At 44.6% G+C, this 12,301-nt stretch carries 13 protein-coding genes; 2 read left to right on the top strand and 11 right to left on the bottom strand.

Going from position 1 to position 12,301, the window contains the following annotated elements; all coding sequences use genetic code 11:
* Positions 1 to 36: 36 nt before the first annotated feature.
* The 11 genes from JZO70_RS01320 to JZO70_RS01270 form a co-directional block, all read right to left on the bottom strand.
* Positions 37 to 1,263 carry a zinc-binding dehydrogenase gene (locus JZO70_RS01320; protein ID WP_278252577.1) on the bottom strand — a complete coding sequence of 409 codons (1,227 nt, stop codon included), beginning with the start codon at positions 1,261 to 1,263 and terminating at the stop codon, positions 37 to 39.
* 16 nt (positions 1,264 to 1,279) lie between these two features.
* Positions 1,280 to 2,134 (bottom strand): mannose/fructose/sorbose PTS transporter subunit IID, encoded by an 855-nt coding sequence (locus JZO70_RS01315; RefSeq protein ID WP_207671730.1) that lies wholly within the window; start codon positions 2,132 to 2,134, stop codon positions 1,280 to 1,282.
* A gap of 57 nt (positions 2,135 to 2,191) precedes the next feature.
* On the bottom strand, positions 2,192 to 3,001 hold the full coding sequence (locus JZO70_RS01310; protein WP_207671729.1) for a PTS mannose/fructose/sorbose transporter subunit IIC: 810 nt from the start codon (positions 2,999 to 3,001) through the stop codon (positions 2,192 to 2,194).
* 18 nt (positions 3,002 to 3,019) lie between these two features.
* On the bottom strand, positions 3,020 to 3,508 hold the full coding sequence (locus JZO70_RS01305) for a mannose/fructose/sorbose PTS transporter subunit IIB (RefSeq protein WP_207671728.1): 489 nt from the start codon (positions 3,506 to 3,508) through the stop codon (positions 3,020 to 3,022).
* Position 3,509: 1 nt separating this feature from the next.
* Positions 3,510 to 3,926 carry a PTS sugar transporter subunit IIA gene (locus JZO70_RS01300; protein WP_207671727.1) on the bottom strand — a complete coding sequence of 139 codons (417 nt, stop codon included), beginning with the start codon at positions 3,924 to 3,926 and terminating at the stop codon, positions 3,510 to 3,512.
* A 9-nt stretch (positions 3,927 to 3,935) separates the two neighbouring features.
* The gene (locus JZO70_RS01295; RefSeq protein WP_207671726.1) at positions 3,936 to 4,736 is read right to left on the bottom strand and encodes an SDR family oxidoreductase; all 801 of its coding nucleotides are present in this window, start codon (positions 4,734 to 4,736) and stop codon (positions 3,936 to 3,938) included.
* Between the two features lie 328 nt (positions 4,737 to 5,064).
* Entirely contained in the window at positions 5,065 to 5,532 is a 468-nt protein-coding gene (locus JZO70_RS01290) for a GyrI-like domain-containing protein (RefSeq protein WP_207671725.1), read from the bottom strand.
* A 57-nt stretch (positions 5,533 to 5,589) separates the two neighbouring features.
* Positions 5,590 to 6,456 carry a helix-turn-helix transcriptional regulator gene (locus tag JZO70_RS01285; RefSeq protein ID WP_207671724.1) on the bottom strand — a complete coding sequence of 289 codons (867 nt, stop codon included), beginning with the start codon at positions 6,454 to 6,456 and terminating at the stop codon, positions 5,590 to 5,592.
* A 261-nt stretch (positions 6,457 to 6,717) separates the two neighbouring features.
* On the bottom strand, positions 6,718 to 7,665 hold the full coding sequence (locus JZO70_RS01280) for a sugar-binding transcriptional regulator (RefSeq protein ID WP_207671723.1): 948 nt from the start codon (positions 7,663 to 7,665) through the stop codon (positions 6,718 to 6,720).
* A gap of 190 nt (positions 7,666 to 7,855) precedes the next feature.
* Positions 7,856 to 8,461 carry a class I SAM-dependent methyltransferase gene (locus JZO70_RS01275; protein ID WP_207671722.1) on the bottom strand — a complete coding sequence of 202 codons (606 nt, stop codon included), beginning with the start codon at positions 8,459 to 8,461 and terminating at the stop codon, positions 7,856 to 7,858.
* An 81-nt stretch (positions 8,462 to 8,542) separates the two neighbouring features.
* A complete protein-coding gene (locus tag JZO70_RS01270) occupies positions 8,543 to 9,124 on the bottom strand; it encodes an SGNH/GDSL hydrolase family protein (RefSeq protein WP_207671721.1) in 582 nt (193 codons plus the stop codon).
* A 249-nt stretch (positions 9,125 to 9,373) separates the two neighbouring features.
* Between JZO70_RS01270 and coaA the strand changes: the two genes are divergently transcribed.
* Positions 9,374 to 10,297, top strand: coding sequence for a type I pantothenate kinase (gene coaA, locus JZO70_RS01265; RefSeq protein ID WP_207671720.1), 924 nt, complete (start codon positions 9,374 to 9,376; stop codon positions 10,295 to 10,297).
* 137 nt (positions 10,298 to 10,434) lie between these two features.
* Entirely contained in the window at positions 10,435 to 12,003 is a 1,569-nt protein-coding gene (gene guaA / locus JZO70_RS01260) for a glutamine-hydrolyzing GMP synthase (RefSeq protein ID WP_207671719.1), read from the top strand.
* Positions 12,004 to 12,301 lie beyond the last annotated feature (298 nt).

The raw sequence follows: 12,301 nt of genomic DNA, 5'->3' as shown, positions 1-12,301 counted from the left end.
AAACAAGCTGCAGAAGACCACAGCTTGCTTTTGTCATTAGATTATCGGAAATTGCTTCAACACATATTCTTCGGCTTCTTTGCTCCAGATGCCGTCGGTTTTGGCTAGGATTTGCCCTAACTCTGATGCCGGATCGATTTCTGAAAGCTTCTTCAGCTCACTTTGTTTGTGGGTGTACACCAGCTTCTTCCCACCGCCGATAGCTGGTTGATTCAAGGTGGTTTCTGCCACAGCGTCCAGGCCTAGAATGTGGGTTACCACATTGGCAACCTTCACCTGTTTGTCCTCAATCAGCTTCACGGCTTTGCGCATATCTTCGGTGTTGCCGCCGGACGTTCCCACAAAATGAGTGAAAGAGTAATGCACATCGTAGAAATTGACTTTGGCTGAGAAGTCCTTGTTTTGTGGTCCAGCAAAGAAATTCAGGCAACCATCGGGATTCAACAGATCCGCTGCATCGGTGATGACTTGCTCTGAAGGTACCATCACAAAAATGTCGTCGAAGCCTCCATCAACGGTTTCTTTTAACAAGCTTACTTGATCTTCCACTTCGCCGACATCCACGTATTGCACTGTAATGCCGTCTTGGCTAGGATACAGTTTTTCTGCCCGCGCTAATTTATCAGGATTTCGATCGGTGACCACTAAATTCTTAGGACGAATTGGACCGTGAAGCGCGTAGTCAATGGCTAGTAAACCCATCGGACCAGTTCCTCCCATGATTAACAGATTGCCGTCTTCTTTAATCCCCATTTTATGCTCGTAGCTGCCGTTTTTCAGGTGATAATTGGCTTCAAAAGCGCCAATCACACAAGACAAGGGTTCAATCAGCGAGCCTTCAAAATAGGTTTCGCCGTTGTAAGGAATCAAGCAATCCTGATTCATCACATCTTCAGAAATCACGATGTGGGTGGCATCGCCGCCGGTATAGGGATACGAATAGCCGGGACAGTCGGGACGATCAGACAGCTGCAGGTTCGCTTGCACGACATAGCGTTCGCCCTTTTTGTATTTGTGGGCCCATTTGCCGCCGACTTCTAGAATTTCACCACAAAATTCGTGGCCGACAATGATCGGATTTTCTGCGACATTGTCAGGAGCCTTCTTGTGATCGCCTCCTTGATTGGCCAGCTTCCAGGTAGACATGCAGATGCTGTCGGTGATGACCGAAGCTAAAATTTCATTCTCCTTGATTTCTGGTAATTCAAATTCTTCCAAACGCAAATCTTTTTTGCCATACAGTCGAACTGCTTTCGTTTTCATCATAATCCTCCAATATTTACGCTAAGATTCCTAGTCCATAGCCAATGATCCCTACCGCAAACAAGATAAAGATCAAAACAATCGGACTAACTTTTTTCTTCAATAAGCGCATCATCAATAGTGTTAAACCTAAAGCCAATAGACCAGGAACTAAGTCGTCCAAGACATTTTGCACGGTGGTAATGACTTCTTCGCCATTGGCCCCAGCGGTTCTTGATACTACTAACGGAATGTTGATGGTGGTCCATTTGGTCACCAGTACCCCCATGATGAAGAGCCCCAGAATCGTCGCACCTTCAGTTAGTTTTTGCAGCAAGTTGCCAGATAGATCTGAGACGATATCCATCCCTTTTCTAAAGCCGTAGGTTAGGCCGAACCATTTCATTGCAATCCGCACCGCGTTAAAGGCAAAGAAGAAAAGCAGCGGACCGAAAATGTTGCCGCTTAAAGCTAACGACGCGCCCATTGCCGCAGTGATTGGGCGTAACGTTCCCCAAACTAGCGGATCGCCGACCCCACATAACGGTCCCATCAAACCGATCTTCAAACTATTAATAGTTCCTTCATCGATATCTGCTCCGGAAGCTTTGGCTTCTTCCATCGCCATCGTTACCCCAATAACTGGTCCGCAGACTGCTGGTGTAACGTTGAAGAAGGTCATGTTGCGTTTTAAGGCTTCCGCCTGTTCTTCTTTGGTGTGATAGACTCTTTTAATAGTAGGAATCATATCGACACAAAAGGCTAAAGCGTGAATCCGTTCGTAGTTGAAGGAAGCTTGTTGAAAGTTTGAGTATAAAAAGGTGCGGAACAAATCTTGTTTAGTAATTTGTGATTGTACCGGCGCTTTGGTTTCAGTTGCTGTTGTTTCCATAGAGTATAATCCTCCTTGATCGATTGGTATTTTCGTCTGTTTTTTATTTTAAAAAGGTTAGTCTTCTAGTTCGTCATCAGCCAAATCGCCCACGGCTGTCGCGGTAACCATGCCGCCTGCATCTTGTTTCTTGAAGTTCGGATTCAATTGTACGTAAACTAAAGCAATAATTAAGCCGACAATCCCGAATGACAGCAGACTGAAATCTAAGTAGCCGCCTAAAACAAAGCCTAGGAAGAAGAATGGCATCAAGTATTTTACGCTCATCATGTTCAAGACCATCGCATACCCGACCACGACGATAAATCCGCCGGCTACGGCCAAACCACCAGTCACGACATCTGGAATCATATTTAACATGTTGGTAACCATTTCCGCGCTGACAAAGGCTGCCACGATTGTAGCTGGAATCGCTACCCGCAAGGCCTGTACGAACAACGCGCTAAAGTGAATAAAGATAATTTTGTTAAAATTGGCCTTCTCGGCTTCCCGATCGGCTGCGTGCTGGAATGCCACGGTAATTGTCCGAGCAAAAACAGTTAACACTTGTCCGGCTGCCGCAACTGGCAAAGCAATCGCGATCCCAGCTTGAATGTCTTGTTGACCAACGACGACTAAAATCGTCGAAATCACACTGGCTAAGGCCGAGTCAGGGGATTGTGCCGCCCCAATGTTCATCCAGCCTAAGGCAATCAGCTCCAAGGTTCCCCCTAAAATAATTCCCGTCGTTACATCTCCTAAAATTAGTCCAACTACGGTACAAGCGATCAACGGACGGTGAGTTTGAAACTCATCTAGTACACTGCCCATTCCGCAAATACATGAGAAAAGAAAAATAAGAACAATTTGAATCATTGATAATTCCATCGTTATTTGCCCCTTTCGTTAAAACCCGGCTTCTTTCAATTTCGCTTCAAAATCACCTTTGCTGTCGGTTGCTACCATGCGCAGATCAAGCTCGACACCAATTTCCGCTAATTTGCGGAAAGCATCCACGTCTTGTTGGTCTACTGAGATTCCTTTAGTGACTTGTGTTCGGCCGTCCTTAAAGTGCATACCGCCAATGTTGATGGACTTGATTGGCACCCCGTTTTCTACCATCGCCAATACTTCTGACGGATTGGTGAACAGATAGAAAACTGTTTCTTCGGCATATTTGGGATTGTTGTAGACTTTTACCGCTTTTTCTACGTTGACGATGTTGGCTTTGATTCCCGGAGGTGCAGCTTGCTTCACCAAGGTGCGGCGAACCTCGTCGTTGGCTACCTCTTCACTTACCACAATAATCCGTTCTGCTCCGGCTTCCTTGGCCCAAACAGTTGCTACCTGACCATGAATCAACCGGTCATCGATGCGTGCTAATCTGATTTGCATCTTAAAAATCCTCCTCTTCTTCAACTTGCTGGTCTTTAAATGACTTCACCGTGTCAACAGCTACCGTTGTCACGTGTTTCACAATTTCCGCTAAACTATGGCTTTGCAGCATGCTGGCTGCTTCTAATACAATCGGCAGTGACATGCCGGAAACGACTTCGATATCTCGCTGGCTATTCTTCATAGCTACTGCACAGCTGGCATTATACGGCGTACCGCAAAATAAATCGGTGAGAACCAAGTAGTTGGCCGCTGGTTCCGTCATAGCTGCTAGTACTTTTTGCTGAACCGAATCCAGGCCCTCTTCCTTTAAAAACTCGATGGATTGGAAATCCGGCAGCTCACCGAAAATCATCTCAGCTGAGTTTTTCATTTCGTGAGCCAGCTTGCCATGTGCCACTAAAATTACTTTGTTCATTTCAGTCACCTATCCTCTCGTTTTTCCGCCGGCTACATTCAAAGTGACGCCATCAACATAGCTGGAACGATCGGAAATAAAATAGGCAACCACATCCGCCACTTCAGTTAATTTTCCGTCCCGACCAATTGGGATCGTTTTGGTGTTGGTGTAACCCGCCCGCAATTGCTCAACTGTGATGCCGCGAGTGTAGGCTAAAGCTGTTTCGTATTCGATCGTTCGCAAGCCGGTTTCTTCCATGATGCCTGGTGCCACGCCGACTACTCGAACCCCTTTTTTACCCAGTTCTTTCGCCCATGATCGCGTGAAGCTGTTGACCGCCGCCTTGGTTGCTGCATAGACGCTTTGACCTTCGGAACCTTCCAAACCGCATTCAGAGGACATGTTAATGATGACACCAGAGCCTTGCTTGACCATTTCCCGTCCGACTGCCTGCCCCATCAAGTAGACGCCCTTTTGATTGATGCCGATCATTTTGCTAAAAATGTTTTCGTTGATTTCAAATTTCCCATTTTCGGTTTGCTTTTCATCTACCAGCAATGCAGGGATGTTGATCCCGGCGTTGTTCACCAGTCCGTCGATTTTGCCGAAGGTTTCCATCGCCAGATCAACTGTTTTTTGTACTGATGCTGGGTCTGTCACATTTGTGGTGCTGAATAAAAGATTTTCGTGCTGGAAGCTGCCTTCTCGTAAATCGGCATTGACTACCTGTACGCCTAATTCGCACAATGCTTTGACGATTGCTGCACCAATGCCTGAAGAACCGCCTGTTACCACGACTGTTTTACCTGAAATTTCTAACCAATCCATCCTTACACCTCTTTTTACACATTTGTGATTTCTTTTTAACGTTTGTTACAAGTAGTATTCTAGACCTCAAAGAAAACGTTGTCAATAGATTATTGCAATTTATTTATTGACTAATCACATTTGTGCTAGGCTGTTGGATAATTCACTTAGGTGATTGTGATGTGTTATGAGAATTCTTTTGGTTCCTAAAAAGAGCAGCTACCTCCCACTAGACTGCACGAATCATCGTTAGTTGGTTATTTGGTTATTTTTTTCTCACTAAATACACTGGGAAAAGTGGAACTGGCAAAAAAAGACGACTAAGTTTTTACGCTTAGTCGTCTAGCCCTTATTCGTATACTAGTTCTAAAATTGTTTCCTGCTTTTCCGGTGGGATTTCTTCGTCGCTTAGGTAGTACTCGTAAGCAACACCTAAAAATTTGTGATCCAATTTTTTAATCTCAGCCAGCATCTCTAGATAGATGCCAGTCATGTCTTCGTAACGGCCGATATACAATGCCGACAGGGCTTGATAAGATGGCAGCCGGTAACAATCGACTTCTTCGGCAACCTCGATCTTTTCGGCCAAAGGGAAACCGATCTCCATTTCAATCGCCGATTCATCCATCTGCCCTTCTTCCTGCATGTTTTTGTAGGAAACAAAGGGAGTGCTTAAAATCTTTCCGCCGTTGATTTGAATCATTCCAGCTAATTTCATGAAGGTGGGACCGATGATTTGCGGAATTTCTTCAACACTAATGGTAAAGGTTTGTGAGACAATCCATTGCTCGGGTTTAGTAATCTGTTCAAATTTCATTGTTTGGCGCCTCCTTTTCTTTCATCATACCGGATGAAAGTGCCAGAACATGTCATATTAAAGCTGGTTTTCCAAAAAAGATTGGGTATAAGCGACAATCTTCTCCTTCACCCATTGCGGCTCCAAAATCTGCACATTTTTTCCCAGCGGCAGCAAAAAGCGATACAAATCATCAAACACAGCAAACTCCATGGTGGTTTCAAAGCTGCTGTCGGGATTATCTACTAGCGGTAAATCGGCAAATTCGTCGTAGCGTTTGTAGGCGATTCGTTTGCTGAAGCGCAGGCGAACGGCAATTCTGGGAAAATCCAATTCTTCCGGCGGCAAAGTACCGTGGATTTTTTCGCCTAGCACGACTTGTTTTACCCGCTGTAACGGATAAAGCTGCCATTTTTCTTGATCTAGCTGATAGGCTAATAGGTACCAAGTCTGGTATTTGTACAAAATGCGTTTCGGTGCAGCTTTAATCAAGCGGGTTTGACCATATTCCGTGTAATAGGTGAATTGGATTTCCTTTTCGCTGAACAGAGCCTGCTTCAGCTGTAGAAAAGTTTCGCTGCTGGTGGAGCCCTCCTGACTTAAATCCACTGACAGCCAGTCGCTCCAATCGTAGACGCTGCCCAGCTTTTCCATCAATTTTTCCGTATCCGCTAAACCGATGGATTGCAACAAATGCAGCGCCAAAAGCAGATCATCCTGTTCTTGTTCCATCAAGGTGTTATCTACCTGAAAAGATTCCTCCAAATAGATTCCGCCGTTGCGTCCTTTAACTGAATAGACGGGAATCCCTGCCAAGCTCAGCACATCCACATCCCGGTAAATCGTGCGAGGCGTAACTTCAAAACGCTCGGCCAACTCTTTTGCTGTAACCTTTTTACGATTCAATAGAATTAGTGTCGTTTGCAGTAGTCGAATGATTTGCATAACTACCCCTCCTTTGGAAAGCCGGTCAACACCACTATTGCGGTGATAGATTGTTTAATTGCGCAAAATGTTTTGCTTGCTGTGTTAAAAAAGAGACAGGCAGCTAGCTCATTTTAGGGGATTCATTTTTCCAAAAACCGGAAAAATGAGTTCCATCTTCATACGCATACCATCGTGCTAAACTTCTCGTCTCATGGTAAAGCTACATTTGATTATTTTGGTTTCTATCTTTATATAATGCGAAAAGCACGACTGGCAGCCCTATCTCTTCAATACTTCCTGTGCGGTCTCTTCGGTTGTTACCAAGACATTGATGTACTCGCCCTTCAAAGCACTAGCAATCGCTTCGGCTTTATCCGCTAAGGCTGCTATGCCAATCCGATACGGTGTCCGTTTCAAATCAGTGATATCAATGCCGATCAGACGATCGTCCAGTTCGTTATCAATATGCTGTCCGTCACTGTTGTAAAAACGTGAAACCACGTCCCCAATGACTTTTTGACCTTCTAAATAAGCCAGCACGTCTTCACCATAGAACTGCTTCCAGCTTTCGTTCATCTGCAAAATTGGGCTGCCGATCCCTAAGATGGCGATATCTAGCTTGCGCCAATAATCGATCAGCTCTTGATTGAATTCATTTTCCATCAAAGCCTTTTTCAAAGAAACTGTCTCAGGAAAAGCTGGCGAATCAATCATCAAGGCCCGGCCGTTCAATTTTTTCGATGCTTCATAGGCAATCGTATTCACATGATAGTCGCTGATTAGACGCCCAGATGGTCCGCCAATCATAGGAATACAAGTAATGTTATTTACATTGTAGCTGCCTAAGCCTTCCGGGATGGCTGACATGGTTTCCCCCCAGGAAAAACCAATAATCATGTCGTCGGCTAAAATTTCTCCTAAGTATTCTCCTACACCGTTGGCCAACAGCTTGTCCTTTTGTGTCCGGTTTAAATCCGAAGCGGCTGGCACAATAATCGCCTTTTTCAGCTTGAACTTTTCTTGCAGCTGTTTTTCTAAATCATAAGTGCCTGCTTTGTCGTAATTAATGGAAATCGTGACAATCCCTTCATTGCGGGAACGCTTTAACAATCGGCTGATGGTACTGCGGTGGATATTTAATTCTTTCGAAATCTGGCTCTGGTTCTTGTCCTCTTGGTAATACATCTCGGCTATCCGAACCAGTAATTTATCTTCATCTTTGTACATAGTAATTCCTCCTTTCCTAAACAACCCCTCTGTCACATTTGTGATTTTTATCGATCCAATGTGATTATACCGTTATTCTTTCCTATCCTGCAAGTCTTTCGGGTTAATTGCTGAAAAAGAAATAGCAGCGGCACTTCTCATTAAAATAAATAAGAACAAAAGCTGCCACCAACCTGTGACAGCTTCTGTTCTATTCCTTCACACTCCGTAAAATGTAATAGCCTTTATCCTTGGAAACAATCTCGGCATTGCCGAAGACTTCCTCCATCTTGCTTTTGGCGCTAGGTGCCCCTTGTTTCTTTTGAATTACTGCGGTCAAGGTGCCGCCAGTTTTCAGTAATGGCGCGGCATCGGCTAAAATCTGATGCACGACTTTTTTGCCAGCTCGAATTGGCGGGTTGGTGACAATCGCCGCATAGCTTTCCTGATGCAGGTCCTCATAAATATTGGACTGATGGATATCGGTTTGTTCTGTTAGCTCGTTGCGCTGGGCATTTTCTTGCGCTAAGGCAACGGCACGATTGTTTACATCGATCATTTCTACTTGACGATCGGTACTATAAGCCAGTGCCAAGCCGATGGGGCCATAGCCGCAGCCGACATCCAGGATCGTCCCTTCCGGCAAGTCGTTGTTATCGAATTGTTCGATCAGCACACGGGAACCGTAGTCCACCGTTTGGCGGGAAAACACACCGCTGTCAGTCACAAATTGGAAATTTTTACCCAGCAGCTCAAAGGACCATTTTTCCAGGTCGTGGGCTGTTTCGGGATTTTCTGAATAATAATGATTGGTCATGGTGTCTCCTTGTTCAATAAGTTTTTCACGTCTTCTCTCTGACTTTACATTTTGCCGCTTGGAGAGTCAAGAGCAGGCCGGCTAGTTTTGCACTTCCAGCAGTTTGTTTTTAATATCGCGGGCAATCAAGGCGCCTAAGAAATGATAGCCTTCGTTAGATGGATGCAAGCCGTCGTCCTGCAGGAATTCATTTGGCTCAGGGTAAATCGTCATGTGGTGATACAAATCAATCACGTTCACGCCTTTTTCAGCAGCTACTTCTTTTGCCATTTCGGCATAAGCCTGCTGGCGATCATTGTCAGCTTCGGTGCGGATTGCGACATTTACGTAGCCTGGTGTTAGGACGATGACTTTTTCAGCTGGGAAAGCTTCCACCAATTTACGCAGATTGTCGCCGTAGGTTTCCACCGGGTCCTTGTGTTTAATGGAATCATTGGTGCCAAAACAAATCACTACAAAATCAGGGTTGGCAGCCACTACCTCATCTAGGCGCTCCAGACCTTCTGCCGAACCTTCGCCGCGACGACCAAATTTTAAAATTTCGTAGCCAGGAAAGCCCATACCCGTTAGTTCATCGATGACATAGTTGTTGAGAATATCGCTGGGCTCGCCATTCATCAAGCCGGTCATTAAGCTGTCGCCATATAATGCAATTTTGTTCATTAAAATAGCCTCCTCTTTTTCTACTATGATAGCACGAACCGAGCGTTCATACTGTATCGGACCCTTTTGCCGATAAATTCTAAAAAATGAATGAAACTGGCGGCATTTCGATAGCTTTCTCTGGTATTTTTCGGCTAAAATGACGTATAGCTTTCTAATAGTAGAAAAATATTCGGTTTTCTAGCAAAACCGCAACAGAGAAGTGCCTTTTTATGATAAAATTAAGCGCAGTTATCAAAGGAGGTCCCAATGAAAGATAAGATGAATTACTATCGTATTCCGCGGGAGCAGTGGCAGGATTTCTACACCAGCGGACATACCCCTTTGACCGAAGAAGAATTGGACAGTATCCGAAGCTTAAATGACCGTATTTCCATGAAGGATGTGGAAGACGTCTATATTCCGTTGTGTCATCTGATCCATCTATATAAGAAAGAAGCGGAATCTCTCAGTTTAAGTAAGGGGCTTTTCTTACATAAATACGTAAAAATGCCGCCGTTCATCATCGGTATTGCCGGAAGTGTTGCTGTCGGCAAAAGTACCACCGCCCGTCTGCTGCAGACCTTGCTGGGTCGTTTGTTTAAACACCAGCGGGTACAGCTGATTACCACTGACGGATTTCTTTACCCCAACAAGGTGTTGGAGGAGCGGGGCATTATGGACCGCAAAGGCTTCCCGGAAAGCTATGACATGGAAAAACTGATTACCTTCTTAAATGAAGTTAAATCCGGCCAGGAAAACATTCAGATTCCGATTTACTCCCATAATGTGTACGATATTGTGGAAGGCGAATTTGAAACCATTCATCAGCCGGACATTTTGATTGTTGAAGGGATTAATACCCTGCAGCTGCCGGCCAACCAGCAAATTTACGTCAGCGACTTTTTCGACTTCTCCGTTTTTGTCGATGCTGATCCGGATTTGATTGAAAAATGGTACTTGGAGCGTTTTGAATCCTTGCTGGATACTGCCTTCCAAGATCCAGAAAACTATTATTATGAATATGCCATTGGCAATCGCAGAGCTGCCTTGGATATGGCGGAAGATGTGTGGCAAAGAGTGAATTTGGTTAATTTAGAAGAGTACATCTTGCCAACTCGCGGCCGAGCTGATATTATCATGCACAAGGCACCCCATCATATGATTGATGAAGTGTATTTGCGGAAGTATTAATTAAGAAAGGCTTCGTAAACTCGCTAAGCTTTCATGCACTTATGCTAAGCTAGTTTGGAACGCCGGACAACAACCGTTAAAAAAAGCAGGGTTCGCCCTGCTTTTGAAATAAAACTATAAGAATAGAGGGAATAATTGTGACAAACGTTGCCAACGAAATGACAGACGTTGAAAAAATCATTGTACTTGACTATGGTAGCCAGTATAACCAATTGATCACTCGTCGTATCCGTGAATTCGGTGTGTTCTCAGAATTATTGAGCCACCGCATCACTGCCGAAGAAGTAAAAGCTATGAATCCAAAGGGAATTATCCTTTCCGGCGGACCAAACAGTGTCTATGACGAAGGAGCCTTTTCGATTGATCCTGCGATCTTTGACTTAGGCATTCCCGTTTTAGGTATTTGTTACGGTATGCAGCTGATTACCTACAACCTAGGCGGAAAAGTTGAACCTGCTCAAAACCGTGAATACGGCAAAGCGTTACTAGAAGTTACTTCAGACAACGCCGTTTTATTCGAAGGCACACCAAAAGAACAAACCGTTTGGATGAGCCACGGCGACCTTGTTACTCAAGTACCTGAAGGATTTGAAACAGTCGCAACTTCTGCGGACTGCCCAATCGCTTCGATTCAAGATACAACCCGCAACTTCTACGGTATCCAATACCATGCGGAAGTGCGCCATTCTGAATACGGAAATGACCTGTTGCGTCACTTTGCTTACGAAGTTTGCCAATGTAAAGGCGACTGGAGCATGGACAACTTCATCGACATGCAAATTGCTCGCATCCGCGAACAAGTCGGCGACAAAAAAGTCTTGCTAGGCCTATCCGGCGGCGTGGACTCTTCTGTAGTTGGCGTGTTGCTGCAAAAAGCCATCGGCGACCAATTGACTTCGATCTTTGTGGATCATGGTCTATTGCGTAAAGGCGAAGGCGAACAAGTTATGGAAGCTTTAGGCGGAAAATTCGGCTTGAACATTATCCGAGTAGATGCTAAAAAACGTTTCTTAGACAAATTAGACGGCGTTTCTGATCCAGAAGAAAAACGCAAAATTATCGGTAACGAATTTGTTTACCTGTTTGATGACGAAGCAACTAAGCTTGCTGGTGAAGAAGGCATTTCCTTCCTAGCTCAAGGTACGTTGTACACTGACGTGATCGAATCAGGAACCGAAACAGCTCAAACAATCAAATCTCACCATAACGTGGGTGGATTACCTGAAGATATGCAGTTTGAACTAATCGAACCATTGAACACCTTGTTCAAAGACGAAGTTCGCGAACTAGGAACGCAGCTTGGCATGCCTGACGATATCGTATGGCGCCAACCATTCCCAGGACCAGGCTTAGGTATCCGTGTCCTTGGCGAAATCACCGAAGAAAAATTGGAAGTCGTTCGCGAATCCGATGCCATCTTACGGGAAGAAATCGCTAATGCCGGCCTAGACCGCGACATCTGGCAATACTTCACTGTCTTACCAGGTATCCGTTCAGTTGGTGTGATGGGTGACGGCCGTACCTACGATTACACTGTCGGTATCCGTGCAGTAACCTCTATTGATGGCATGACTGCCGACTTCGCTCGCATTCCATGGGATGTCTTGCAAAAGATCTCTGTGCGGATTGTAAATGAAGTGGATCATGTGAACCGGATTGTGTATGATATTACGAGCAAGCCACCTGCGACTGTAGAGTGGGAATAGCCTGAAAAAGCCTATAAACGTTGATTTAACAGCGTTTATAGGCTTTATTGTTGAATGGATAAATTGTTTGAATCCCTTTTAAAAATAACTTTTGAAAATTTGATAAAACAGTTGAGTTGGTTAATGGATAAGTACTATTTTTGTTTACGTTCCAATATATTTAGATTATGACTTCGATCGAACTTAACGCAGATTTATCCCCTGTTAAATTTACATTCCATTATGTTTAGATTATGCCATGAAATCAAAGCTCCTAAAAACTATGTTACAACATTTACATTCCACTATGTTTAGATTA

The sequence above is a fragment of the Candidatus Enterococcus moelleringii genome, assembly GCF_017377575.1.
Classification (GTDB): Bacteria; Bacillota; Bacilli; order Lactobacillales; family Enterococcaceae; genus Enterococcus_A; species Enterococcus_A moelleringii.
Note: the sequence above shows the minus strand (reverse complement) of the source record. Positions and strands in the feature narration are given on the sequence as shown.